This is a genomic window from Adlercreutzia sp., from assembly GCF_056795635.1.
Genome location: NZ_JBQIIT010000013.1, coordinates 1 through 24,514 on the forward strand (window position 1 = coordinate 1; position 24,514 = coordinate 24,514).

General features: G+C 64.1%; 21 protein-coding genes. 4 read left to right on the forward strand and 17 right to left on the reverse strand.

Annotation, left to right across the window (positions count from 1 at the left end; all coding sequences use genetic code 11):
- Positions 1 to 459: 459 nt before the first annotated feature.
- The 3 genes from arcC to arcA all read right to left on the reverse strand — a co-directional run bounded on the left by arcC (position 460) and on the right by arcA (position 4,039).
- Complete coding sequence (arcC, locus tag ACTOXK_RS08440; protein ID WP_482278018.1) at positions 460 to 1,416, reverse strand: carbamate kinase; 957 nt, start codon at positions 1,414 to 1,416, stop codon at positions 460 to 462.
- Positions 1,417 to 1,622: 206 nt separating this feature from the next.
- Positions 1,623 to 2,621 carry an ornithine carbamoyltransferase gene (gene argF / locus ACTOXK_RS08445; RefSeq protein ID WP_482279897.1) on the reverse strand — a complete coding sequence of 333 codons (999 nt, stop codon included), beginning with the start codon at positions 2,619 to 2,621 and terminating at the stop codon, positions 1,623 to 1,625.
- Between the two features lie 194 nt (positions 2,622 to 2,815).
- Entirely contained in the window at positions 2,816 to 4,039 is a 1,224-nt protein-coding gene (arcA, locus tag ACTOXK_RS08450) for an arginine deiminase (protein WP_482279898.1), read from the reverse strand.
- Positions 4,040 to 4,743: 704 nt separating this feature from the next.
- Between arcA and ACTOXK_RS08455 the strand changes: the two genes are divergently transcribed.
- The gene (locus ACTOXK_RS08455; protein ID WP_482278020.1) at positions 4,744 to 6,426 is read left to right on the forward strand and encodes an amidohydrolase; all 1,683 of its coding nucleotides are present in this window, start codon (positions 4,744 to 4,746) and stop codon (positions 6,424 to 6,426) included.
- On the opposite strand, the gene mazG is transcribed toward ACTOXK_RS08455, so the two are convergent.
- Positions 6,423 to 7,298: a nucleoside triphosphate pyrophosphohydrolase gene (gene mazG / locus ACTOXK_RS08460; protein ID WP_482278021.1), complete on the reverse strand. Its 876-nt coding sequence runs from the start codon at positions 7,296 to 7,298 to the stop codon at positions 6,423 to 6,425. The genes ACTOXK_RS08455 and mazG overlap by 4 nt on opposite strands.
- Positions 7,299 to 7,642: 344 nt before the next feature.
- On the opposite strand from mazG, the gene mihF reads away from it, so the two are divergent.
- The 3 genes from mihF (at position 7,643) to ACTOXK_RS08475 (ending at position 9,479) form a co-directional block, all read left to right on the forward strand.
- Positions 7,643 to 7,951 carry an integration host factor, actinobacterial type gene (gene mihF / locus ACTOXK_RS08465; protein ID WP_135971030.1) on the forward strand — a complete coding sequence of 103 codons (309 nt, stop codon included), beginning with the start codon at positions 7,643 to 7,645 and terminating at the stop codon, positions 7,949 to 7,951.
- A 72-nt stretch (positions 7,952 to 8,023) separates the two neighbouring features.
- Positions 8,024 to 8,938, forward strand: a complete 915-nt coding sequence (locus ACTOXK_RS08470) for a TrmH family RNA methyltransferase (RefSeq protein WP_482278022.1) — start codon at positions 8,024 to 8,026, stop codon at positions 8,936 to 8,938.
- Between the two features lie 4 nt (positions 8,939 to 8,942).
- On the forward strand, positions 8,943 to 9,479 hold the full coding sequence (locus tag ACTOXK_RS08475; RefSeq protein WP_482278023.1) for a hypothetical protein: 537 nt from the start codon (positions 8,943 to 8,945) through the stop codon (positions 9,477 to 9,479).
- Positions 9,480 to 9,802: 323 nt separating this feature from the next.
- Here ACTOXK_RS08475 and htpG read toward each other — a convergent pair whose 3' ends face one another.
- The 13 genes from htpG to ACTOXK_RS08540 all read right to left on the reverse strand — a co-directional run bounded on the left by htpG (position 9,803) and on the right by ACTOXK_RS08540 (position 24,468).
- Positions 9,803 to 11,791, reverse strand: coding sequence for a molecular chaperone HtpG (gene htpG, locus ACTOXK_RS08480; protein WP_482278024.1), 1,989 nt, complete (start codon positions 11,789 to 11,791; stop codon positions 9,803 to 9,805).
- 297 nt (positions 11,792 to 12,088) lie between these two features.
- The gene (locus ACTOXK_RS08485) at positions 12,089 to 12,595 is read right to left on the reverse strand and encodes a type II toxin-antitoxin system VapC family toxin (RefSeq protein WP_482278025.1); all 507 of its coding nucleotides are present in this window, start codon (positions 12,593 to 12,595) and stop codon (positions 12,089 to 12,091) included.
- Positions 12,592 to 12,936, reverse strand: coding sequence for a type II toxin-antitoxin system RelB/DinJ family antitoxin (locus ACTOXK_RS08490; protein WP_482278026.1), 345 nt, complete (start codon positions 12,934 to 12,936; stop codon positions 12,592 to 12,594). Before ACTOXK_RS08490 ends, ACTOXK_RS08485 begins: the two co-directional genes overlap by 4 nt.
- 321 nt (positions 12,937 to 13,257) lie before the next feature.
- Positions 13,258 to 14,904: a helix-turn-helix transcriptional regulator gene (locus ACTOXK_RS08495; protein ID WP_482278027.1), complete on the reverse strand. Its 1,647-nt coding sequence runs from the start codon at positions 14,902 to 14,904 to the stop codon at positions 13,258 to 13,260.
- A 151-nt stretch (positions 14,905 to 15,055) separates the two neighbouring features.
- Positions 15,056 to 15,925, reverse strand: a complete 870-nt coding sequence (locus ACTOXK_RS08500; RefSeq protein ID WP_482278028.1) for a 4Fe-4S binding protein — start codon at positions 15,923 to 15,925, stop codon at positions 15,056 to 15,058.
- Positions 15,922 to 16,554 (reverse strand): 4Fe-4S dicluster domain-containing protein, encoded by a 633-nt coding sequence (locus ACTOXK_RS08505; RefSeq protein ID WP_482278029.1) that lies wholly within the window; start codon positions 16,552 to 16,554, stop codon positions 15,922 to 15,924. Before ACTOXK_RS08505 ends, ACTOXK_RS08500 begins: the two co-directional genes overlap by 4 nt.
- A complete protein-coding gene (locus tag ACTOXK_RS08510; protein WP_482278030.1) occupies positions 16,554 to 17,375 on the reverse strand; it encodes a TorD/DmsD family molecular chaperone in 822 nt (273 codons plus the stop codon). Before ACTOXK_RS08510 ends, ACTOXK_RS08505 begins: the two co-directional genes overlap by 1 nt.
- 65 nt (positions 17,376 to 17,440) lie before the next feature.
- Entirely contained in the window at positions 17,441 to 18,253 is an 813-nt protein-coding gene (locus tag ACTOXK_RS08515) for a DmsC/YnfH family molybdoenzyme membrane anchor subunit (protein WP_482278031.1), read from the reverse strand.
- A 12-nt stretch (positions 18,254 to 18,265) separates the two neighbouring features.
- Positions 18,266 to 18,895, reverse strand: coding sequence for a 4Fe-4S dicluster domain-containing protein (locus ACTOXK_RS08520; protein ID WP_482278032.1), 630 nt, complete (start codon positions 18,893 to 18,895; stop codon positions 18,266 to 18,268).
- Entirely contained in the window at positions 18,885 to 21,596 is a 2,712-nt protein-coding gene (locus ACTOXK_RS08525; RefSeq protein WP_482278033.1) for a molybdopterin-dependent oxidoreductase, read from the reverse strand. The genes ACTOXK_RS08520 and ACTOXK_RS08525 overlap by 11 nt, the downstream gene beginning before the upstream one ends.
- 61 nt (positions 21,597 to 21,657) lie before the next feature.
- Positions 21,658 to 22,389, reverse strand: coding sequence for a hypothetical protein (locus ACTOXK_RS08530; protein WP_482278034.1), 732 nt, complete (start codon positions 22,387 to 22,389; stop codon positions 21,658 to 21,660).
- A 196-nt stretch (positions 22,390 to 22,585) separates the two neighbouring features.
- Positions 22,586 to 22,714 carry a hypothetical protein gene (locus ACTOXK_RS08535; protein ID WP_482278035.1) on the reverse strand — a complete coding sequence of 43 codons (129 nt, stop codon included), beginning with the start codon at positions 22,712 to 22,714 and terminating at the stop codon, positions 22,586 to 22,588.
- The gene (locus ACTOXK_RS08540) at positions 22,711 to 24,468 is read right to left on the reverse strand and encodes an AAA family ATPase (RefSeq protein ID WP_482278036.1); all 1,758 of its coding nucleotides are present in this window, start codon (positions 24,466 to 24,468) and stop codon (positions 22,711 to 22,713) included. Before ACTOXK_RS08540 ends, ACTOXK_RS08535 begins: the two co-directional genes overlap by 4 nt.
- Positions 24,469 to 24,514: the final 46 nt, after the last annotated feature.

A 24,514-nucleotide genomic window follows, 5' to 3' on the forward strand; every position in this document is an offset into this window, starting at 1 on the left:
CCGCGCATCTCGGAGTCAACGGGCACCTTCTCGGAGGTGGCGGGCTCCTCCGGCGGGATGACGGAGTTGTCGCAGCGGCCGACGATGACGCGCTTCAGCGGGTCCCAGTCGTTCCAAGAGCTGACGATCTTTGCCATGGTTCATTCCTTTCTTGAGCATGCCTTAACCATGCTCGCGACGATGAGGAATAGGATGAATCGGCAAAGCCAGAAAAGTGATCGGACTGTCTTTGCCGATGCCGTTAATATAGCACCATTTTTGTTCACCTGCAACAAAAAACTTCCCAGTTTGGGAGATATTTTTTTGTTGACCCGTTGTGCATACGAATAAAGCGAGAGAGCGCGTTTTCCACCCTCGCGGAAAACGCGCTCTCTTTCGCTCATATGGTGGATTGCACCCGTGGGGCAACCCTATGGGAGGAGGCGGCGAGACGCGGGGAAACGCCGCCTCCGCACAGCTTTAGTCGGCAACGATGACGGTGCCGGTCTCGCCGCGCAGGCCGGCGGCCGCGCACTCCAGCGAGGTGATGAGGGCCTTGCCCTGCGGGAACTTCTCGACGTACTCGATGCAAGCCTCCACCTTCGGCAGCATGGAGCCGGGAGCGAACTGGCCCTGCTCGATGTACTCGCGAGCCTGGGAGACGGTCATCTCAGAGATCTGCTCCTGCTCGGGGGTGTTGAAGTTGATGCACACCTTCTCGACGGCGGTCAGGATGACCAGCATGTCGGCGCCCAGCTCGGAAGCCATGAGAGCGCTGGAGCGATCCTTGTCGATAACGGCCGGGGTGCCCACGTAGCCGCTCTCGGTCTCGAACACCGGCACTCCGCCGCCACCGGTGGACACGACGATGTAGCCGCCGTCCACGAGATCCTTCACGGCGTCGAACTCAACGATGCGCTTGGGGATGGGGGAAGCCACCACCTGGCGCCAACCGCGGCCGGCGTCCTCCTTCACGGTGATGCCCATGGCCTCGGCCTTGGCCTTGGCGGTCTCCTCGTCCATGAACGCGCCGACCGGCTTGGTGGGGTTCTGGAACGCGGGATCGTCGGCGTCGACGACGGTCTGGGTCACGATGCAGGCGGTGGAACGGGGAATCTCGCGGGACTTCACGTCGTTCAGGATAGCCTGGGACAGCTGATAGCCGATGTAGCCCTGGCTCATGGCACCAGCCTCGGGGAAGGGCATATCCGGCGTCTTGTCATCGTTGGCAGCAGCGTAGGCGAACGCATTGTTGATCATGCCAACCTGGGGGCCGTTGCCGTGGGACACGACGACGTTGGTGCCCTCCTCGATCATGTCAACGATGTGCTTGGCGGTGTTCTGCACCAGCTCCAGCTGCTCCTGCGGAGTGTTGCCGAGGGCGTTGCCGCCCAGGGCGATGACGACGGTCTTGCCGTCTCCCTTTTCATAAGCCATTTACTTCACCTCAATCGTTTCGGTGAACCGCGTGCCAGCCATTGGTTGCATGTAAGTGAGGCGAGACAGCGGTTTCAAGGTACATGGAACATGCAACGGATCCGATTCTACGGTGACGCCGCTTCGGGCATCGTCCCGTATCGCGTCCGTTGGCAAACAGTAAGGAAGGGAACGGACCGCGCCGGCCCGTTCCCCATTCAAGCGATTTAGCCGCAGAGGGTGGCGTACATGACAGCCTTGATGGTGTGCATGCGGTTCTCGGCCTCGTCGAAGACCTTGGACTGCTTGGACTCGAACACCTCGTCCTCGACCTCCATCTCGGTGACGCCGAAGCGCTCGGCGATGTCGGCACCGATGGTGGTGTTGGTGTCGTGGAAGGCGGGCAGGCAGTGCAGGAAGATGGCCTCGGGGTCAGCCATGGCCATGACCTCCTTGGTCACGCGGAACTTCTCGAGGTGCTTGATGCGCTCGGCCCACACCTCGTCGGGCTCGCCCATGGACACCCACACGTCGGTGTAGATGACATGAGCGCCGGTGCAAGCCTCGGCCACGTCGTCGGTGCACTTCACGGTGCAGCCGTTCTCAGCGGCGATGGCGGTGCAGGTCTCGACGAGCTCGGCGTCGGGCATGTTCTCCTTCGGGCCGCAGGCCACGAAGTTCATGCCGAGCTTGGAGCACACGACCATCAGCGAGCGGGCCACGTTGTTGGCGGCGTCGCCCATGAACACCAGGGTCTTGCCCTTGATGTCGTAGTTGAAGTTCTCCTGCACGGTGAGGATGTCGGCGAGCATCTGGGTGGGATGCCACTCGGTGGTCAGGCCGTTCCACACCGGCACGCCGGCGTTGGCGGCCAGATCCTCAACGTCGGTCTGGGCGAAGCCGCGGAACTCGATGCCGTCGTAGAAGCGGCCGAGCACGCGGGCGGTGTCCTCGATGGACTCCTTCTTGCCCATCTGGGAGGAGCCGGGATCCAGGTAGGTCACGCCCATGCCGAGGTCCATGGCGCCCACCTCGAAGGCGCAGCGGGTGCGCGTGGAGGTCTTCTGGAACAGGAGCACGATGTTCTTGCCCTCCAGGTAGCGGTGCGGGGTGCCGGTGCGCTTGAGGTCCTTGAAGTTCTTGGAGAGCTTCAGCAGGTAGTCGATCTCCTCGGTGGAGAAGTCCAGGAGGCGCAGGAACGGGCGACCGCTGAGATTGATAGGCATGTTGTTTCCTTTCCCGAGAAAAGAGTGAAAGTTATATCGCGCGGGCCCCCTGGGAACCAGGGGAGCCCACGCGTCTTTTTCGGCCCAGCGCTGGCTGGCTAGACTGGGCCGGAAAAGCCGTTACAGGATGCGCCCGAGGGCGCGGGTGCGCCGGACGCGAACGTCGGCGCGAGGTGCACGGCTGCGCGTGGGGCCTACAGGGCCTCGCGCCAGGCCGGCATGGACATGCAGCGCGGGCCGCCGCGGCCGCGGGAAAGCTCCGCGGAGGGCATCTCCAGGCAGTTGATGCCGTTCTTGTACAGCACGTCGTTGGTGACGTTGTTGCGCTGGTACACGACCACGGTGCCGGGACGCACGCACAGGGTGTTGGAGCCGTCGTTCCACTGCTCGCGCTCGGCCGCGATGCGGTCGCCGCCGCCGCAGGGGATCAGCTGCACGGGCTGGCCGACGTACTCGGAGAGCACCTTCTCCAGCTCCTCGTCGCGCTCGCGGATCTTGGTGCCGCCCTTGCCGTCCGGGGTGATCTCGAAGACGGTCAGCGGGCCCATGATGCCGGGATGGATGGTGAACTTGTCGTAGTCGATCTGGGTGAACACCGTGTCGAGGTGCATCATGGCGCGGTTGTTCGGGATGTTGAACGCCAGGATGGTGTCGATGGAGGAGGTCTCATCGTTGAACACGTTGTGAGCGATGGCGTCGATGGCATCGGGCTCGGTGCGCTGGGAGATGCCGATGGCCAGCACGTGCTCGTTGATGTTCAGGATGTCGCCGCCCTCGATGTGGAAGGTGTCGTTGCGGCTGTAGTACTCGGGAGTGCCCGCGAAATCGGGGTGGTTCTTGAAGATATAGTCGCCGTAGATGGTCTCGCGGTTGCGGGTCTGGCTGTACATGCGGTTGATGGACACGCCGTTGCCGATCATCGCGAACGGGTCGCGGGTGAAGTACAGGTTCGGCATGGGGGCGCACACGAGCTTGCAGCGGTCGGACACCATGTCCACCAAGAGGTGGGTGTCAGAACCGGGCAGCTCCTGGAGGTTGATGCCCGCCATGGTCTTCATGACCATGTCCTTGGTACCTGCGTACTCGGCGTTGATGTAGTCCTTGATGATGTTCTTGTAGATGTCGGTGCGGATGCCGGCCTCGAAGATCCACTGGTCGAGGAACTGCTCGCGCAGCTCGGGGTTCGCATCGATAACCTCGGTCATGAGGTCCTCGAGGTAGACGACCTCGGTGCCCTCGCCGCGCAGGATATCGGCAAACGCGTCGTGCTCGGCCTGAGCAACTTCCAAGAACGGGATATCGTCGAACAGCAACTCTTCCAGCGTGTTCGGGGTGAGGTTGAGAAGCTCGTCTCCGGGGCGATGGAGGATAACCTTCTTGAGGTTGCCGATCTCGCTCTTGACGTTTACTCCTTGCATGTGACTCTCCAATCCGGCGCGTTGCTGCGCACCATCATAGTTGAGAAGCTGACGGCCTTGAGCCTCAGCCCATCGCGGTCGGCGCGACGGCGCATCCAATGTCTCAGAAACGTCGCCAAAGGGAAGAGGTAAAGCGGGATTAGATGAGGGTATAAGTCGTGTTTACAGCCCCCGATGAATCCCTACACCTCGAATAAACGCCCCTTAGAACACTCCCCTGCCCCAGGTCAAGTGAAGCAACCCGAAGCAGATAGATCGGATGACAACCTTGCGCATCGACGACCCTCCGCAGCTCCCCTAGTATTCTCGGCCGCAGTCGGATTTGTCGACGGGTTCAAAGTAACACCATTTTTGTTCACATGCAATAAAAAAATCCCAATCACTTACTTATTCAATCAAATTCTACGAATGGAGCATATTTCCATCCGACAACGAGGCGTTTGGAAGATATGCCAGGTGAGCGGCGCAGGATGATTGACATTTTTCCAGGTCAAAACTGTTCTTCCGTAGATATAATAGAGATACGGTCATGTTTATTGACAGATCGATCTTTTGTGAGAATGCATTATCTCGTCCTTGCCGCCCTGCCGCGGCCTTTTTCTTTTCCCAGCCCACGGCGAAAAAAGTCGTAGTGCACGTGAACAATTTCGTACGAGAGCGTATACTTCGTGCCGTAAGCCAGCGCGAGAACAGGAGCGTGAACCATGGACGTCCCGTGCCAACCCGTCGACTTCGCCACCGAGAACCCCGCGGCTCCGGCCGACTGCATATATATGAGTAGCGCCGTGTTCACAGGCAGCGAAGAGGCCCCGGCTCGCAAAGCCGTAGCCGTGCGCGGCGACCGCATCTGCTGGGTGGGCGATCCCGAAGCGCTGCCGGCAAGACTGCGCGGCGAGGAAACGTCCGTGGAAGACTGGGGCGATGCGCTGATCATGGCCGGCTTCCATGACGCGCACATGCACGTCTTCCACTCCGCTCTGTACCTCTCCCCCCTGGCTGAGCGCTTCGTGGGCGACAACGAGGCCGACGCCGTGACCCGGTTGGCGCCCCTGGCGGCCCGGCGCCCCGCCGGCTCGTGGCTGCTCGCCCAGGGCTGGCGCGATTACCTGTGGAACCCGCCCGCCATGCCGAGTCGCGCCTCCCTGGATGCCGCCTATCCGGACCGGCCCGTGGCCATGTACTCGGGCGATGCCCACACCCTGTGGCTGAACAGCTGCGCCTTGGAACGGCTGGGCATCACCGAAAAGAGCGAGCCGCCGGCAGGCGGTTCCTACGACCGCAACGGCGCGGGGCGCCTCACGGGGATCGTGCGCGAAGCGGCGGCCATGGCGCTCATGCCCCGTATCGTGGCGGAGTTCACCCAAGAGGAGCTGTTGGATGCCTACCGCTCCTTCGAGGCCTACTGCAACGAGCACGGCATTACCGGGGTGTGCGATGTGTCGCTCATGGCCATGCCCGGGCTCGACTTCGTGCGCGACGACCTGTTCGCCGCCTTGGAAGAGGCCGGCGAGCTCACCCTGCGCGTATCCATGTTCCCCACCTTGCTGGAAGACCGCAGCCGCCTGGCAGCCCTGCGAGAGGCCCATACCGGTCCCTTGCTGTCGGCCCGGGGCTTCAAGCAGTTCTTCGACGGCGTGTCGAGCCAGCACACCGCCTGGGTGCACGATCCCTACAGCAACGCCCGCTTCGAGGGCGACTGCGGGCGCCCCACGGTGGACGCTGCGGTCATGGAGGCCCTCGTGGCGCCGGCGGCGGCCGAGGGGGCGCCGGTGCGCATCCATGCCATCGGCGACGAGGCCATCCACCGCTGCATCGACTTCTTCGAGGCCCATCCCGTGGCCAGCGACGGAGCCGACGGGGCGCGGCCCCGCCACAGCATCGAGCATTTGGAGAACTTCCAACCCGCAGACATCGAGCGGCTGGCTGCAGCCGACATCGTGGCCAGCGTGCAGCCCCGTCACATCACCCTGGATCCGGGCGGTCCCGAGCGCGATCTGGGCCCCGAGCGCGTACCCTATATGTGGCCCTTCCGCACACTGCTGGATGCCGGAGCCGTGCTGGCCTTCGGTACCGACTCCCCCGTCACCGACATCGACCCCATCGATGCGGTGTACACCGCCGTTACCCGCCGCGATGCCGACAGCCACGAACCCGAAGCCGGCTGGCTGCCCGCCGAGCGCATCACGCTGGCCGAGGCCCTGCGCGCCTACACGGCCGGCAGCGCCGTAGCTGCCCAGCGCGAAGGCGAGGTGGGCCTGCTGGCCCCTGGCATGTTCGCCGATATGGTGGTGCTGGACCCCAACCCCTTCGCCCTGGCTCCCGAGGACATCCAGAAGTCCCAGGTGCGGGCCACCTACGTCGGCGGCAAGAAGGTGTACGAAGCCTAGCCCTCCAGGGCCTTGGACATCTGCCAGAGTTCTTCCATTTCCTCCATGGAGAGGTCTTCCACACGGCGTCCCTGGCCGGCGGCAGCCCCTTCCATGAAGGCCCAGCGGGTGCGGAACTTGCCGCAGGTGGCTCGCAGGGCCTCCTCGGCCTGGACGCCCATCTTGCGGGCCACGTTCACGAGGCTGAACAGTACGTCGCCCATTTCCAACTCCACGGCAGCCAGGGCCTGCGGGTCGGCACCGCCGTCCACCTTGCCGTTGGCGGACTTGGGGGCGGCGGCGTAGGCGACCTTGAGCTCGGCGATTTCCTCGTCCACTTTGACCCACACGTCGTCCACCGTGTCCCATTCGAAGCCGGCCGAGGCCGCCTTGCGCGAGATCTTCTGGGCCTGCTTCAGGGCCGGGAAGCTCTTCGGCACGCCATCGAGCAGGCTCGCCGGCACCGCTCCGGCGGCATCGGCGGCCTCCTTCTCGGCCATCTTGATCTGATCCCACACATCCAGCACCTCGTTGGCATCACCGGCCTCCATCCCGCCGAACACGTGGGGATGACGCCGAACGATCTTCTCGTTCACCGTGCGGCACACATCGTCGATGGTGAACTCTCCCGCATCGGCGGCGATCTGCGATTGCAGCACCACCTGCAAAAGCACGTCGCCGAGCTCCTCCAGCATATGGGGGCCGTCGTCGGCCTCGATGGCGTCCACGGCCTCGTAGGCCTCCTCCACCATGTTGCCGGCGATGCTCCTATGGGTCTGCTCCCGGTCCCACGGGCAGCCGTCGGGAGCCCGCAGCGCCTCAATGGTGGCGACGAACTCATCGAAAGCGGGGTGCGGCACGGCCTCCACCTCGGCAACGCGCTTCTCAGTCATGGGACATCCTTTCTGGGAGGTTTTTCATGCCATTATAGCGCGGCGCTACGACGACGCGGCGGGGCGGTGCAAGCCGTCCAACGGGCCATCCGTCTCGAAAAATTGTGGCCTTACGGTGTAAAACGAAGCCAATTCGTCACCAAATCCCCATTTCGGGGCCGTAAAAGCGTGCAAAATGGGAAGAAAAGGCAGCTTTACCGAGAAAAGGGGTGCACAAGCGGGCCTTTTCCATTATTATCGTCTCTGCTAAAAGCGAGGAACGCTGACGTTGCCCCCTGCAATGTCAGCGTTCCTCGAATGAATGGCCTGGTAAAAACTAGGACACGAGAAGAAAGAGAAGTGATATGCCCGCACCTACCATGACCCCTGAGCAGCGCGCCGCCGCCCTCGAGAAGGCCCGCATCGTCCGCGCCAAGCGCTCCGAGATCACCAACAAGCTCTCGATGGGTCTTACTACTCCCGCTGAGGTTCTCGACCAGATCGACGACCCGGTCATCGGCCGCATGAAGGTGAAGGCTTTCGTGAACGCCCTGCCCGGCTTCGGCAAGGTGAAGACCGAGAAGCTCATGGAGGAGCTGGGCATTCCGGCCGAGCGTCGTCTGCAGGGTCTGGGCTCCAACCAGATGAGCGCCCTGAAGGCCGCCCTCGCCTAACGCTTCGGCAAAGGCAAAACTTCCCGTGCCCGTCTATAATGGACGGGCACTTTTGTTTTGGAAGGAATCGCCATGCCCCTTATATATGTTGACACGCTCGACGATCCGCGACTCGATGTCTTCGCGCGGCTGACCGAGGCGCAGCTGCGCTGCAAGCTGGAGCCGGAGCGCGCCGTCTTCATCGCAGAATCGGAGAAGGTCATCGAGCGGGCCTTCGAAGGCGGCATGGAACCGGTCTCGCTGCTCATGGAAGAGAAGTGGCTGGGTGCTATGGCCCCGCTCATCGCGCGGATGGAAGAGGCCGCCCGGCAGCAGCCCGGTGCGCCGGATGTGCCAGTGTTCGTGGCGCCCCGCGAGGAGCTCGCGCGCCTCACCGGCTTCGAGCTGACCCGCGGGGCTTTGGGGGCCTTCCGCCGCCCGGCCCTGCCCACCGTGGCCGAGGCCGTCGGCGACGGGCGCCTGGTAGCCGTGCTGGAAGACGTGACGAACCACACAAACGTAGGGGCCATCTTCCGCAGCGCCGCCGCCATGGGGGTCGATGCCGTGCTCGTCAGCCCGGCCTGCTACGACCCGCTCTATCGCCGGTCCGTGCGCGTATCCATGGGCACCGTGTTCCAAGTGCCGTGGACCCGCATCGGCGACACTGCGGTGCCGAACCGCCCCGGTGAGGGCACGTGGAGCGCCGAGGGCATCGATCAGCTGCACGAACTGGGCTTTATCTGCGCCGCCATGGCGCTCTCCGACGACTCGGTCACCCCCGACGAGCTTGCCGCTCTTCTAGCCGAGCGCGAGGCCGTCACCGGTGCGCCCGCGAAGCTGGCGCTCTTGTTCGGCACCGAGGGCGACGGATTGGCTCCCGCCACCATCGTCCGGTGCGACCATACCGTGCGCATCCCCATGGCCCACGGCGTGGATTCCCTGAACGTGGCAGCATCAAGCGCCGTGGCCTTCTACGCCTTCCGCTCTTTGAGCCAGCTGGGGAGGTAGCACAATGGGCCTCTCCACCCCTGACCTTGCGACCAGCGCTCGAGACGATGCGACCGCCCGCGATAGCGCGAACAAGCCGAGCAGCCGAAAGTCCTCCCGCCCCACGGCCGTCGCCACCTGGGTGGTGCGCGCGTGCTTCGCCTTCGTGTTCGTCGTGAACGTACAGTGCGCCCTAGGGTTCGCGCTGATGCCCGAGGCCTACATGGGCGCCTACGAGCTGGCCGGCGTGCCAGGGCGCGTGGCCACCCAGGGCATCGGCGTGGCCTTCCTCATGTGGAACTGCACCTACCCGCTCGTCATTTGGAAGCCGCAACGGCACACCGCGCTAGCAGGCGTGGTTCTGGCCCAGCAAGTCGTGGGACTTATCGGCGAGTCGCTCATCCGCGCCACCCTGCCCGCCGGTCACGATCTGCTTGCCAGCAGCATCGACCTGTTCATCACCTTCGACGCCGTGGGCCTCGCGCTGATGGGTGCATCGTGGGCCGCGTTTCACTTCTCGCGAAAAATGTGCAGCAAACTTCGCGAGATAGACATGCCCTAGGAAGAAGATGACGCACGCAGAGCATGCTTTTTTAGCGCCAATGTTCCGACCAGGCGTTTTGCTCGTCTCATGTTCGCCGTCCCAATGGCACTGCCCTTGCAAGCGATTTTGACATCTACTTCGCGGCGTTTGCTGCACAAAAAGGCTCCTTTGGGAAACCGGGAGAGCGCCAAGAACCCGCTAGAGAGCGAAAAGCTCGAAGCCCATAGTGGCAAGGGGCAAGGAGGCAAAAAGGGCCGCCACTTGGAAAACTCCAGGTGGCGGCCCCTCGAAGGACGAGCGACTTTCGGCCCGCGCCAGCGTACCGCGGGGTATCTGCTACCTTACTTCATCAGGTCGGCGACGGCCTGGGCGAAGGCGAGGGGGTTGTCGGGCATGATGCCCTCCACGAGCAGGGCCTGATCGAACAAGAGGCCCGCATAGGTGCCCACCTTATCGGTGTCGCCGGCCTCCTGGGCCGCCTGCAGCGTGGCGAACACCGGGTGCTTGGCGTTCATCTCCAGCACCAGGCGCAGATCGGGCAAGTCGTCGGCGCCGGGCTGGCTCTTGAGCACCTGCACCATGGCCAGCGACACACCGCCCTCGCTGGTGACCACGGCCGGGGCATCGGTGAGCCGGGTGGACACCACGACGCGCTCCACCTTATCGCCCAGGGCCTCGCCCATGGCCGCGAACAGGGCGGCATTGCTCTCGGTGGCCTCCTCGGCCTCCTTCTTCTCTTCCTCGGTGGTCAGACCCAAATCCTCAGCGCCCACGTTCTTGATGACGTAGGGCTGCTTGTTCTCGTCGTCGCCGTCCACGGCGTGCTCGCCATAGGTGCCCATGGCCATCATACAGAACTCGTCCACGTCCGCATCGCACAGCAGCACGTCGTAGCCCTTGGCGAGCACCGTGGTCACGAGCGGCATCTGCGCCAGACGCTCGCGGGAATCGCCCGCGGCATAGAAGATGGCGTCGGCATCGGCGGGAGCGTCGGCTAGGTACTCGTCCAGAGTGACCATCTTCTGCTGCTTGGCGGAATAGAACAGCAGCAGGTCGGCCAGGGTGTCCTTCGCCATGCCGTAGCTCTGGTAGATGCCGAACTTCAGCGTGCGGCCGAACTGCTCGAAGAAGCGCTCGTAGGCTTCGCGGTCATCGTCGCGCATAGTTGCCAGGTCGCCCTTGATCTTCTTCTCGAGGCGACGGGCGATGGCCCGTAGCTGGCCGTTGTGCTGCAGCGTCTCGCGGGAGATGTTCAGCGTAAGGTCGGAGGAGTCCACCACGCCGCGCACGAAGCCGAAGTAATCGGGCAAAAGCTCCTCGCACTTGTCCATGATGAGCACGTTGGCCGAATAGAGGGCCAGGCCGCGCTGGTAGTCCTTCGAGTACATGTCCCACGGCGCACGGCTCGGCACGAACAGCAGCGCATCGTAGTTGAGCGCCCCCTCGGCGTGCACCGAGATGGTACGGGCCGGATCCTCGAAATCGTGGAAGTCGGTCTTGTAGAACTCGTTGTACTCGTCCTGGCTGACCTCGGACTTCTTCCGCTTCCAAATGGGAATCATGGAGTTGATGGTCTCCACCTCGGTATAGCTCTCCCACGTCGGCGCGGCCGGCTGCTCGCCCTCGGGGGCTTCAGGCGCCTCCACCTTGCGGCTCTTCGTCACTTCCATCTTGATGGGATAGCGCACGTAGTTGCTGTAGCGCTTGATGAGCTGGGTGAGGCCGTGCTCGGTGGCAAAGGTGCCGAAGGACTCCTCGTCAGTGTCGTCCTTCAGGTACACGATGACGTCGGTGCCGTGCTCGGCGCGCTCGGCCGGCTTGATGTCGTAGCCGTCCACGCCGTTGGATTCCCAGGCCCAGGCCTCGTCCGACCCGATGGCACGGGAGACGACGCGCACCTTGCTTCCCACCATGAAGGCAGAGTAGAAGCCCACACCGAACTGGCCGATGATGTCCACATCGGCGAGATCGTCGAGCCCCTTGGCCGTGCCGGGCTCGCTTTCCGCCGCGGCTTCGGCCTGGGCGGCCTTGAACTCGAAGGAATCGGAATGGGCGATGGTGCCGAGGTTGCGGTCGAGCTCGTCTTTGGTCATGCCGATGCCGTTGTCGGACACGGTAACCGTGCGCTCGTCGGCGGAAAAGCCCACGGTGATGGCCAGGTCATCGCGGCCCACGGCCACAGACGAATCGGTCAGGCTGCGGAAGTACAGCTTGTCCACCGCGTCCGAGGCGTTGGAGATGAGCTCACGCAGGAAGATCTCGCGATTGGTGTAGATAGAGTTGATCATGAGGTCGAGCAGTTTCTTGCTCTCGGTCTTGAACTTTCTCATAGGTTCTCGTCCTTCTTTCATACGGTCGGAAGACGCATACCGCCTCAGTGTAGGTCGCACGCCGATGGCATCTCGCGTTCGGTACAAGCTGAAAGGCAGTCGTTGACCGACGGCGACACAAGCGTTAGCAGTCCTCCTTGATGAGTGCTAATAGCACATTGTATGCAGGAGGAAACCTAAGTCAACCCCTATCAAGTTTTGTCCATAGAGAAGAGGCCGTCAGCATGGCCCAGATCAATGCCCCCGACCGAGGCCCTCCATCTTGAGGGAGCCGCAGAATCGACCGCCGGGCCTCGCTCACACTGCCGCTTCATCCCGCATACGCAGATAGGCGAGCATGTCGGCGGCATCGAAGGCGCCCCGCGGTGCCTTCCGGCGCAGCACTTCGTCGCCGGTCACGAAGAAATCGGCCTTGGACGTTTCCAGGGCGGCCAGCACCAGATCGTCCTCGAAGTCGCCGTGAAAGTCCTCGTAATGCGACGCCAACCACACCTGCGGTTCCCCCACCGGCACCGCCACGGCAATTTGCGCCATATTGCGCACGCAGCCCCAAGCGAACGACTTGCAAGCGAGAGATTGCGCATCAGTCACTTTATCCTGCTTTCGGCGAAATTGCTCCTTGAAATCTCTCTGGATGAGATAGAAAACGTCCTTGATGCTCGTTCCCGCATAGGCAAGCGTCATACCCCCCTCGTCAGCATAGAGAACGAGGTTTTTGGCAGCATCGCTTTGGGGCCGATCGCCTAAGTAGTAATCAAGCCAAACATTCGTGTCGAGCAGCAGCTTGCAGGCACTCTCGCTCACAGAAGGCCCCTCTCTTCCAGGCGTTCGCTCATCGCCAACTCTTTCAGCTCCGCGTAGGACAACTGTTCCTCCAGCTGCTGGGGCTCCAAGCCCATTTTGACACGGAACTCCTCGACCATGCTTGCCCCCTCCATCGCCTTCGAAAGTCGCGGCGCCGCTGGAGCATCCTCCAGCAGCCGGCGCATCTCACGCAGCTTGCGCGGGTTGCGGCGGTTCCGCGCCGCATAGGCCCACACCTCGCGAGCCGCCTGGGACGGCGTCCACCCGATGCTCTCGAAGGCCTCGTTGCCCGCGATGCGGATATCGTCGTCGATACGCACGTTCATCTGACTGGTCGGCATGGCACCCTCCTCAAAAACCGTTTCAAGGAAGTATATCATGGGAATTGATTGCTATACATTGCGAAAAGGAGATAGGACGGAGAGATCTTCGGGGAAACCTCCTTGATCATGGAGCAGCCCGTTATCTCGGACGCCACGGCGAAAAGCCGCACCGGCCACATCTACCAGAAGCTCGGTATTCGTTCCGGGCAAAAGCTCATCACCCTGGTGCGGAAACGGCAGCGCCTTTGCTCTCCCACTCCGCCAGACGGCGGTAGACCGTGGGCACGCTTACCCCGAGGCTCCTCGCCGCCGCAGGCTCCCTCAGCCGCCCTGGGCCTCCTACCCCTCGCGGTCGATGAGGTCGAGGAGCTCTTGGCGGGAGTGAACGTCGGTCTTCACATAGATATGGCGGATGTGGGACTTCGCCGTATTGAAGGAGATAGTGAGGTTCTGGGCGATGTAGTCGATGGAACGGCCGCGCACGAGCAGCTCGAAGACGTCGCGCTCGCGGGCCGTCAGGCCGCAACGCTCGGCAACGGTGCGACAGCGCACCTGATAGCGCCCGGGGCGGCGGCCCGACTCGCCCCTCCCCTCGTCCGTCGCCTCGCCTGCGGCCATAGCGGCAGGCGAGCCCTCCGCGCAAGCGACACCGCCGTCGTCGCCGTCCTGGCTGCCGCCATCGCCCGACGGGGCCGTCCCCGCGCCTTCATCCGTCGAAGGCAGCGCCGGCCCCTCGGCCGGGGCCACGCGCAGCGTTTCGCCGATGAGCCGATCGTTCAACACGAGCATCGACACCACCAGCAGGGCGAACACCATGGCCACCGACACCACTTCCAAAGAGAGCGTGTGCGCCCCATCGGCCCTCACAAGCGCAAGGCCGGCCATCCAGCCCAAAGTCGTGCCGAGGGCAGACGCCCCGCGCCCCAGCCCGAACACCACGATGGGCGAGAGGGGCGACGAATAGGCCACATAGGCCAGCAGACACCATATGACCAGCACGAAGCAGTTGTAGCCGATAGTGATGAACTGGCTGCCGAAGCCCGTACCGCCCACCAGCGGGGTCACGAGTATGCAGGCAGCCACAACCATGATGATGGGATAGTACAACCGGCTCACATCGAAGTTGCGCCCCAGCAGGCCCACGACCAGAAACAGCACCGCGGCGATGAGCCCCGTGCCGAAAACGACTATGGCCCCTTCCTCGTTCATGGCGGCCACCGAGGAATGGGACACCGCGAACCCGCGGGAAACGCCCACCACCACCGAGAACACCGCCACGGCCACGAGCAGCCGCACGAAGAACGCCTTTACCGGAGGGCGCCTTTCGGCATCGGGGCTGAGCGGAGCATCTTCCAATGCGAGCTCGGCATTGGTCAGGGTCGAAGCCACGGCGACGATGGGGAGCAGCGCGGTGAACACCATGCCCACCGGATCGGGCAGCCCGATGGCCACAAAGTAGATCATGCAGGCGAACACGAAGGATGCCGCCGTGTACATAACCGCGTCCCGGGCCGGCACCTTAGAGTAGATGACGCCGAAGCGCAGCACCACCACCGATGTCCCCATGCCCGTCAGAGCGCCGCTGACCATGAGCAGCACGTTGCCCCCGGCGCCCAGGGCCGACGAGACGTAGGTGCCCACCGTGGCCGCGCCGGCCACCAGGGCAACGAGCATCACCAGGCCGTTGCGGGCCATGAGGCGCCGGGTCGCGCTGCGGCCCAGGGAAAGCAGCACCAGCAAGAGAGCCAGGGCCAAAGTAGAGACAAGATAGGTCTGGGAGATGGTATCGGGCGGCAGATGATAGGCCGCCGAGGGCGAGACGAGCACGTTGCTGTTGTAGGAAATCCAGATCCACGCATAGTAGAACCCGAATCCCACGAGCTTGAAGGCGGGCCACTGCTCTTCGATGGCCATACCGAGCCGCGTCGACGCCAGCGCGCCGGACGTGGCCACAGCCTCCCGGTTATCGGTGCTTCGCTTGAACATCCGCTCCCTCAGCGTTCGATCGGTCCTCGTGCGGGGCGAACCGGAGCCGCAGCCCATGGCGGACGAGTCCCCCGCGTCCCAGACTCCCCATTGTAAACCCTCGGCCATCGCTACGCTCCCCTCTGTCGAAAACCGGACGCACCCGATGGCCCTAGGCCGCGGGCGCGACTTCCTCGTCCCCCTCACATTCTCCCGTTGTCACACGCTTTGGAGTCTTCGCTCGTCCGCGGGGCAGCAAGGGAAAGCGAATGGCGCTGGCCGGACAGGCCTCCCGGCATGCGCCGCACTTCGTGCACTCCGCCAGGGAAACCGATTCGGCCGGATGGTGCAGATCGATCCCCTCGGGGCACACTTGGGCGCAGCGCGAGCACGACCCGCCGGCGCACTGCAAGCACGCATCCTCTGCCACGGTGGGCCGCAACGTGCGGTTCAGCCGCGACAGCAGCGAGAGCAGCGCGCCCAGCGGGCAGAACCGGTGACACCATTTCCGCAGCACCAGCACCTCGAGAACGAGAATGAGCGGAAACACCACAAGCGAGAGCGTCACCTCGCTGAACTGGAACACGCGCCACAGGGCGATGAAGGTGGCCACGGTCAGCCCCACCGGGCAGATGAGGCAGAATACCGGGAACCCGAAGGCGGCCGTGGTGAGCACCGTGGCCCCGAGCACCCAGGTGCGGGAATCGTTCGCCCCATCGCGCTCGGCCGGTCGGGGCCTGTCGCCCGGCTTCTCTTTCACGCCGAAGACCCGGCGCACAAGCGGCACCGGGCAGCCCCAGGCGCAAAATGCCCGGCCGACCAGGGCCACCAGGGCGACAACGATGGCAAAGCCGATGAGCAGGGGCGGCACAAAGGTCTTCGAGGCCACGGCCGCCTCGATGGCGCCCAGCGGGCAGATAGCGGCAATGTCGGCAATGCCCCACGCGGACGGAGTTCCCGTGCCCGTGTGCAGGGCCAGGCCCACTCCCACGAGCCCCAGCACCCCGACCGCGGCCAGGGTGCGCTTTGTGGACAACTTCACGAGGCCACCTCCATATCGCTCTCGTCCTCCACGACCGTGCGGCCGAGAGAAGCCGCCATCTCGGGGGGCACCACCACAATGCCGCGGCGCGTGCCGCCGGCGAAGGTGCCGTACACCAGCGCCGTGCACTCGAACTCGCACTGGCCGCACCCGTTGCAGCGCTGGCCGTCCACCACCGGGTGACCATCGGCGAACGTCAGGGCATCGAAGGCGCAGGACTCCTCGCAGACGGTGCATCCCTGCCCGTAGGACAGGCAGCGGTCCTTCTGCACCACGGCCACGCCCAGCTTCTCGGTCGCCTCATCGAAGGGCCGCAGGGCGCCGGTGGGGCAGACGGCAATGCAGGCATCGCAGAAGTCGCAGTACCCCTTGTGGAAATCGAGCAGGGGCGTGCGCGCCTGCACGAAGCCGTCGGCCACCGAGGCCACGGCCACCGCCCCGGTGGGACAGGCGCTTCGGCATCGGTCGCACTTGATGCACGCCGCCAGCAGGTGCGCCTCGTCCTGGCCGCCAGGCGGCCGCAGAAGCTCGCGCTCGCCGGCGAAGGCCACGCCCGCTGTGCCGATGGCCGCACCGGCGGCACAGGCCGCGGCCAAGCCGACGAAGCTGCGGCGCGTCATGGTTCCCATCAGAGCGTCCCCGCAGCCACGGATCCCCGGCCGCCGTCCGCCGCCCCGACGGCGTCGGCCGACCAGGCCGACTCGTCCGCCTCGGCGTCCGCCCAGCAGGGCTCAAGCACGGGCGCCTCCCCCAGGCCGAGCCGCTCGGCCACCGAACGGAGAAACGCGCCCTCCTCATTCACATAGGCGCGGGTCAGAGCTGCGAGCCCCTGGTAGAACGCCGTCTGGGCGTGCTCTTCCACCGCATCGCAGAACACGGGCAGCCACCCTTCCTGATGCTGGGCGAAAAACCCGCGCTGCAGCTGCACGGCCTCGGCCAGGGCCCCATCGTCGCCCGCGGCAAGGGCCGCGCTGGCCCGATCGATCAGCGTCGCGACGAATTGCAGCTCGAAGCCGAGATGATCCTCGGGGGTGGTGTTGTCGGCGGGAAGGTCGAGGCCGGCCCGACGGTAATAGGCCACGGCGCCATCGCGGGCATCCTGCATGAGCAGGCGCTCCTCGCTCGTGAACACCGACTCGTAGGGCGGTGCCAGAATGCGGTCGTAGCTGCCGGCCCCCAGAAACACCCGGGCGTATTCCACGGCCAGTTCCTGGCGCGTGCCGCCGTGGCGGTGGCGCAGGTACTCCTTCATGGTGGCCAGGGCCTCATCCACCGGCGATCCGTCGCCGGCGCACCCCAGATGGGCGAAGGCCTCGATCTGCTCGTCGGTCAGCTCGTACAGATACAGGCTCGCGAGAAACCGGCAGAAGGCGGCGCGATTGTCGTTGGCCGCTCGCATCTCGGCGCGCTCTTCCGCGCTCAGGGACAGCGGGTTTGGGGTCTGTTCCATCATCCTTCTCCTCCGACAGGCCGCCCGGCCGGGAGGGGCCGGGCCGGGCGGCGCGACAAACGGGGCTAGATGCCCACACCGAACAGGGACATGAGGGCCACCGATGCCGTCCACATGAGCACGCGGTAGGCCACCGAGCCGATGAACGCGCCGACGACGGCCACCACGGCCAGGGGCAGGGCGCTCGCGGTCTTCTTCATGCCGACAAGGCCGCAGGCCAAGGGGGCGATGCCGCCGCAGGCCATCACACCTACCCAGAACAGCACCGCGCCGTCACCGGCAGCGACGCCAGAGGCGAATCCCCACACGGCCGGAAGTACCACGGCTGCCAGGGCGCCGGCAACGGTCAGCCGGGCCGCCCAGATGAGGGCCACGTCGTCTTCCTTGCGCACCGCGCACAGCAGGTACCAGCACGCCGCACCAGAGGCCATGGCGCCGCCCAGATACCCAAGGGGCAGCGCCGGGGTGTTCCACGACAGCTGGGAGGCCATCATGTAAGAGGACCCACACGAGAAGCTGAACACGGCGGCCATGGCCACAGCCACGGCCCCGAGGGCCTTGCAGGCGCCGGCCGAGGCGCCGCGCCGGTACAGCAGCAGAAAGACGACGGCCACCACCACATCGATGCCGAGCAGCAGCGCCTCCAGGAAGATACCGGGGGCCGGATGGGCCAATACGGCCATGATGCGATCGACGTGGGACAGATGCGTCGCCGAGGCGAGGCCGCCGATCACGATGAGCGCGATGCCGACGACGATAGCGGGCACCACCGTCTTTCGCGCCAGCCCTTTGAAGGCGTCGATGCCGGCGCAGGCGACGAGCCACGCTCCCGCCCCGGACAGGGCGGTGAACAGAACGAGGGACCATTGGATTTCCATGCGTGCTCCTAACTACTCAGCCATGGGATAGGCCGCGGTGTGCGGATGGCCCTTGGGCTCGATGCGCTCCTGCCACTGACCGATCATGGAGGTCATGATGTAGCGGGTCGCCGGATTATTGCCCGCATCCTGCAGCGTGTGGATGTCGGCGTCGTCGTACTTCGCGAGCTCCTGGGCCGCAGCCGAGCTCGGATCGTCCAGATCCCCGTAGAAACGGGCGCCGGCCGCGCAGCTCTTCACGCAGGCGGGCACCTTGTCCTGGGACGTGAGATGGCCGCACAGGGTGCACTTCTCAACGCAGCGCTCGGCGGTGTTCCACGAGCGCACGCCGTAGGGGCAGGCCATCATGCAGTACTTGCAGCCGATGCACTTCTCCTTGTCCACCAGCACGGTGCCCGTCTTCTCATCGCGATAGCTGGCACCGGTGGGGCATACCGACACGCACGGAGCGTTCTCGCACTGCTGGCACATGGTGGGCAGGGCGTAGCGGGTCATATCGGGATACTCCCCCACAGGACCCACGGTGAGCACCTTCGACCAGCGCTCGCCCAGGGCCACGCCGTTTTCCATCTTGCAGGCCACTTCGCACCCGAAGCACCCGGTGCAGCGGTCGAGGTTCACAACAATACAATTACGCGCCATAGTCGAACACATCCTCCGTCGCATCGCTGGGGGCGGGCATCCAGGGCTGGAACTGCTCGGGCCTCACCCACACGCTGTCCAAGATCTCATCGTCGCTCGGGCTCACCTTCACCTGGAAGCCGCGGAGGGTGTAGGTGCCGTACTCCGGGTTGTAGGGCGGGTCGTTCTTGGTGAGCACGTTGATGTTCATCACCTTGTACGCCTGGGCCGGATCGTCGGAGTCCAGCAGCTCGGGAGCCCAGAAGCGCTCCTGGTACACCACGCCCTTGGCGATGGCCGTCGTCACGTGGGCCATGCCGTGGGTCTTGCCGCGGCGGCTCTCGATATTCACCCACTGGCCGTCGGCGATGCCGTACTTCTCGGCGTCAGCGGGATGAATCCACATCTCGGGCACGGGATAGATCTCGCGCAGGTAGGGAATGTTGCGCAGGGTGCCGTGGTGGTACATGGGCAGGCGGCCTTCAGTGAGCACCAGGGGGTACTCGGTATCGGTCAGGGGCGACTCGGCCGGCTCCACGTAGTAGCACAGAGGCTCGTAGTCGGCGCTCGCCGGCGGTAGCACCAGGGGCTTCTCCTCAGCGCACTGGGACCAGGGGGCACCGGTGCGGCCCAGGATGATGTTGGACTCGCAGTACACTTCCAGTTTCTTGGAAGGGGTTCCGAAGCCCTTGGGCTTGCCGGGGTTCTCCGGGTCATCGGCCAGGTAGGTCTGGTAGGTGCGGTACTCCTCGGGCGTGGCCCACTGGATAACGCCCTGCTCGCAGGCCTCGTCCCAACTCATCTCCAGCTTGTTCAGGTGCTGCTTCTGCTTCTCGTACTCGTTCTTGTAGAACGGCGTGGTCATACAGGCCGCCTCGTCGAAGGCCTTGGGGCAATGCTCGTTGCCGAGCTCGGCGCACTTCTGCACGATCTGGGTCCAGATGATGCCCTCCTCCACGGTCTCGAACAGGTGGGTGACCGCCTGGCGCATGACGATGGTATTCAGCTGCGGGATGGTGAGGTTCGTCTCCAGCCACTCGGTGGTGGGCAGCAGCAGGTCGGCGCAGAGCACCGAGAAGGCCGTGGGATACATGAAGCACTGCACCACGTAGTCCAGCTTCGGCACGATCTCATCGAGGCAGGAGGAGTTGCCGAGCACCACGTGCTTGTTGCCCGAGCGCTCGATCCACATGTGAATCTGGTAGGGGTCGCCGTCCTTCATGGCCTTGAATACCGAGGGGATGTGGGCCATGTCCCAGCACAGGATGCCCTTGTGCTCGATGGTGCCGCAGCGCTTGAGCACTTTTTCCTTGGAAAGCAGGCGCGGCGTGTTGCCCAGCTGGTCCTTACAGGGGGCCGGAGCGAACTTCTGAAGCATAGTGCCGGGCTTCTCCACATTGCCCATGAGGAACTCCAGGTTCAAAGCACCCAGGGCGCACTGCTGGGACTGCACGTACTGATCGATGCAGACGCCCTGCATGATGCCGGACTGCCCGTTGGGGTCGGTGTAAATCTCCAGAGCCCGCTCGATCTGATCGGCATCGAGCCAGCAGATCTCGGCACCCTTCTCCAGCGTCCATTCCTCGCAGGACTCCTTCAAGAGCTGGCCGCCCGTGGGGCACTGCATCCCGTTCACCTCGTAGGTGCCGAACAGGGGCGCGGCTACGCCCTCGTTGAACGGGTAGGTCACCACTACCGGCGCGTTGCTCGCCGGATCCCAGATGACGTAGTCCTCGTCGGTGCCGGGAAGACCGGCCTCGGTGGCCTTCAGCGTGAGACGCGTCTCGGGGTTGATGAGGTAGGGCATGTTCGTCCAAGTGCGGCAGAATTCCTCGTCGTACTTCTCGTTCTCCAGAATCCAGCGCGTCCAGGTGAGCAGCAGGGCCGCATCGGTGCCGGGCCGGATGGGCAGCCACACCTCGGCCTTGGCGGCGTCCAGGGTGTAGCGCGGGTCGATGACCACGGTGCGCAGGCCCTGCGGGCGGCAGCGCAGCTCGGCCAGGGCGCGGCCGCCGGTGGCCACCGAGGAATTGGAGGGATCGGTGCCCCACAGCACGAGAGAGGTCACGGGGCTGTCGGTGTAGTAGTAGTCCCAACCGTTGGAGTCGGAGAAGGACAGGTTGTTGGGCTTGCCGGCACCATAGGCCAGAAGGGACGCGCCCATGCGGGGCAGATAGCACTGCGAGCAGCCGGGCTCCCATACGTTGGGGGTGTTGATGGCCTCGCCGAAGCGCTTCACGTTCGAGAAGTGCGGATTGCCGCCACCGCCTGTGGACACCGAGATGGCCTCGGAGCCGTACTTGTCGGAAATCTCATTGATCTTGGTGGCCACCTCGGTCAGCGCGTCGGCCCAGGAGATGCGCTCCCACTGATTGCCGCCGCGCTCGCCCACCCGGCGCATGGGGTACTTGTTGCGGTTGGGATGGTACAGCGCCTGAATGCCCGCCAGGCCCTTGGCGCACACGCCGCCTTGGGACATGGGGCTTTCCGGATTGCCCTCGATCTTCACCACGCGACCGTCGCGCACGTGGGCCAGCACAGCGCAGCTGGCGATGCAGGCGCGGCACGAGGTTTTGTAGATCTTCACATCGGATGCTTCGTCGGCATGGGCCGGATCGACCGCCGTGAGGCTGTCCGCCGCGCTGATTCCCAAAGCGGCGACAGCGCCCATGGCCGCCGTGGATTTCAAGAACCCGCGGCGCGTGAGCGTAGCTTGGCTCATAAGCCTCCTCCTTCTGTCTTCTCTCTCGGTGCTTTTCTATGTCCCAGAAACGGCGGCGCGGCTAGGCCAGCAGCGCGCGCATGCGCTGGCCCGCCTCGGTCGTGCGCCAGACGCCGTCCCATGAGATACCGTCAACGGTCTCCAACTTCGAGATGAAATAGCCGGGATAAATGGGCTTGGGGAACGCGAGGGCGGGATGTCCCGCCAGCGCTTCCTCGATAGCGGCCTTGGAAGCCCCCGCCTCGCAGCAGGCCAGCACCGCGCCGTAGGCGCTGCGGTAGCCCTCCGGCTCTGCGGCCAGAAGCTCCTCGAAGCGCTTGGCCGGCTCAAACTCGGCCAAGGCCGCACGCCCCAGATCGGTGGTGCGCAGCAGGTAGTCGGTGGGCTGGTCGAGAAGGTCGCCAGCTTCGGCATGGGCCTCGACCGCCTCGGCACCGTCGGACCCGACGATCGCCTCGGCAGCCGCAGCATCGTCCTCGGGCACCGGGATGGATTCCACAGCTCCGCACTTCAGCAAGATGGCGTAGAGCGCATGGGGGCTCTGCATGGTGAGGGCCATGGCGCGCGAGCCCTCCACAGCCGCCTCGGCCTCGCGGAAGGGACGGGCCTCAAGCACCTCGCGCAAGCATCCGAGCAAGGCGAGCGTGTTCGCGCGATTGGCCGTCACAGCCGCGCGCACCTCGGCATAGGTATGGACAACCCCCTCGGCAGTCTCGGCCGGTCGGGCCACATCGGCGGCAACGGCCTCGGCGGCCCGAGCCTGCGCTTCGTCTATCGTCGTGTTCTCGTTCATGGGGCTCTCCTCGCCTCTCGTGCGTTGCCTGCACTCTACCGAGAAGCAAGGGAACTCCGAAACGTCCGCTATTGATGAAAAAGCGGGAATTCATTGGTGAGGGAGACATTGAAAGAGCCATCACCCATGGTTGGTGATGGCTCTTCAAAATGCCTGTTCAAATACTTTAATCGAGGTGAATAGCCTCGTGCGCGCCCTACTTCTCCAGCACGTCGATGGCCTCCACGAGGGAGCGCATGATGTTGCGGCGGGACAGGGCGCCCACAAGCTTGCCGTCGCACGCAAGCTTATCGTTACGGGCCGTAGTATCTTCCGAATCTCTCAAGCGATTTCGCAAGTCACGGCCACAGACTTGCCGGCGAAGGCGATGCCATAACGGATCGAGCCAGCCGTCCCCGCAGAAGAGTCATAGAAGCGCTCGTCGATTTGCGCCAGCGCCTGGCGTGCCACCAGCTCTAAATCGGCCTCCTGCTCGGCGCGCTTCAGCTCAAGAGTGACCAGGGGATCGCGAACAGGATCTGTCGGAGTCAGCTGTACATCGAAGCGGCCGCGCCCAGCCTCGCGATTCGAGATGGGAACGCCATAGCCGGGCACGTTGAACAGGAGGCCCATCATGAGCATGTGGTAGCTGCTCTCGGAAACAAGATCATGGAAACTCGCGCAATTCAAAAGCACGCTTTCCAATTCCCCAGCGAAGGCAGCCGCATCACCTGATACGAGGGCTCTGTGCAGGTCGTCGAGCATATCGCGGCCGCCGACAACCTGAGCGAAGCGACCGGTGATTTCGGAGGCGTAAAGCTTGGCGACCTCGCGATTGGGTATGCGCAGGGGACGCAGGCGATCGACATCGCCCGGAAGCGCCGTATCGTCGGTCGTGAGATAGCCGGCAAGATACAGCATCGACCACACCGCCTGTGGCGCCGTCTCCAAATCGGAAAACACGATGCGGGTATCCAGGGGCGCCCGCACGGTACCGTCGGGCTCGGCGAGCGCATAAAGGCGCTTCAGCATTTTATCGTCGGCATCCGCAACAAGGCCGCCCAGCACCGAGTTCGATGATGTATTTCCCCAATAGACATCGGGCAAGCAACCATTAGCGAAGTAGCTGAGAACGCTCCATGGGTTGTACACGTCAACGTCGCCAAAGCGATAGCCGTCATACCACTCGCGCGCCTGTGACACGCTGCTCGCGCTTCCCACGTACTCGGCAAGCACCTCCACTTCCGCTTGCGTGAACCCGAAACGCTCGTCGGAAACGACGTTCAGGGGCGTATCGACTTGCAAGTTGTTCAGGTCGGAGAAAATTGACTCCTTGGATATGCGCTGCACACCCGTCAGCACGGCGAAGGCCAGTGCGTCGTTACTCTTGAGGGCACCCGTAAGCCAGCGCTTGAGAAACGACACCACCTCATCGTAGCAACCATTCGGATGAGCCGCCATTACCGGCGCATCATACTCGTCAATGAGCACGACCACCGACTGTCCGTGGTGCCTCTGCAAAAGCACCGTCAACCGCAGCAGCGAGCGACCCAGCTGACCTATGTCCGCGCGACCCGAGGCAAGCTGACCGAACGCATCCTTGTCAAACTCATTCAGTCGGTCGCTCTCCATAAGGTAGCTGTGTCGGCCATACTCCTCAGCTACAGCATCGGAGAGCCAACTAATGAAATCGGAATAGCTCGCGCTCTTCAAGTTGTTGAGCGTGAACCTTACAACCGGGTAGGCGCCCTGATGGATCCGATAGCGTTCGTCGCGGGCATCCCATATGGCCAGGCCCTCGAACAGGCCGGCGTAGCTCTTTCCCGCATCAACCCCGACGGGAATCTCGAAGAAGCGCTGAAGCATAGAGAGATTGAGCGACTTGCCGAAACGGCGAGGCCGGCAGAACAGCGTAACCGCAGGACCTTTGTCGAGCACATCGGCGATGAGCATCGTCTTGTCGATGAACACCGAAGTCTCCGCCACGCTGGCAAAACGGTCGTTGCCGATGGGCAGTATCTTGTTGCCCGCCCGGTCGGACAGTCGCACATCGCCTTTCCGGAATACGCCGTCTTCGGGCACGCCCGTCATCTCAACCATCGCCACGCCTCCTTTCCCGCATCATCACTTGCGCCATTATACGACA

Bases quoted from the DNA above. Each gene is read 5' to 3' on its own strand.
- arcC (WP_482278018.1), bottom strand. From the start codon at position 1,416: ATGGCTTATGAAAAGGGAGACGGCAAGACCGTCGTCATCGCCCTGGGC.
- argF (WP_482279897.1), bottom strand. From the start codon at position 2,621: ATGCCTATCAATCTCAGCGGTCGCCCGTTCCTGCGCCTCCTGGACTTC.
- arcA (WP_482279898.1), bottom strand. From the start codon at position 4,039: ATGCAAGGAGTAAACGTCAAGAGCGAGATCGGCAACCTCAAGAAGGTT.
- ACTOXK_RS08455 (WP_482278020.1), top strand. From the start codon at position 4,744: ATGGACGTCCCGTGCCAACCCGTCGACTTCGCCACCGAGAACCCCGCG.
- mazG (WP_482278021.1), bottom strand. From the start codon at position 7,298: ATGACTGAGAAGCGCGTTGCCGAGGTGGAGGCCGTGCCGCACCCCGCT.
- mihF (WP_135971030.1), top strand. From the start codon at position 7,643: ATGCCCGCACCTACCATGACCCCTGAGCAGCGCGCCGCCGCCCTCGAG.
- ACTOXK_RS08470 (WP_482278022.1), top strand. From the start codon at position 8,024: ATGCCCCTTATATATGTTGACACGCTCGACGATCCGCGACTCGATGTC.
- ACTOXK_RS08475 (WP_482278023.1), top strand. From the start codon at position 8,943: ATGGGCCTCTCCACCCCTGACCTTGCGACCAGCGCTCGAGACGATGCG.
- htpG (WP_482278024.1), bottom strand. From the start codon at position 11,791: ATGAGAAAGTTCAAGACCGAGAGCAAGAAACTGCTCGACCTCATGATC.
- ACTOXK_RS08490 (WP_482278026.1), bottom strand. From the start codon at position 12,936: ATGCCGACCAGTCAGATGAACGTGCGTATCGACGACGATATCCGCATC.
- ACTOXK_RS08495 (WP_482278027.1), bottom strand. From the start codon at position 14,904: ATGTTCAAGCGAAGCACCGATAACCGGGAGGCTGTGGCCACGTCCGGC.
- ACTOXK_RS08505 (WP_482278029.1), bottom strand. From the start codon at position 16,554: ATGGGAACCATGACGCGCCGCAGCTTCGTCGGCTTGGCCGCGGCCTGT.
- ACTOXK_RS08510 (WP_482278030.1), bottom strand. From the start codon at position 17,375: ATGGAACAGACCCCAAACCCGCTGTCCCTGAGCGCGGAAGAGCGCGCC.
- ACTOXK_RS08515 (WP_482278031.1), bottom strand. From the start codon at position 18,253: ATGGAAATCCAATGGTCCCTCGTTCTGTTCACCGCCCTGTCCGGGGCG.
- ACTOXK_RS08520 (WP_482278032.1), bottom strand. From the start codon at position 18,895: ATGGCGCGTAATTGTATTGTTGTGAACCTCGACCGCTGCACCGGGTGC.
- ACTOXK_RS08525 (WP_482278033.1), bottom strand. From the start codon at position 21,596: ATGAGCCAAGCTACGCTCACGCGCCGCGGGTTCTTGAAATCCACGGCG.
- ACTOXK_RS08530 (WP_482278034.1), bottom strand. From the start codon at position 22,389: ATGAACGAGAACACGACGATAGACGAAGCGCAGGCTCGGGCCGCCGAG.
- ACTOXK_RS08540 (WP_482278036.1), bottom strand. From the start codon at position 24,468: ATGGTTGAGATGACGGGCGTGCCCGAAGACGGCGTATTCCGGAAAGGC.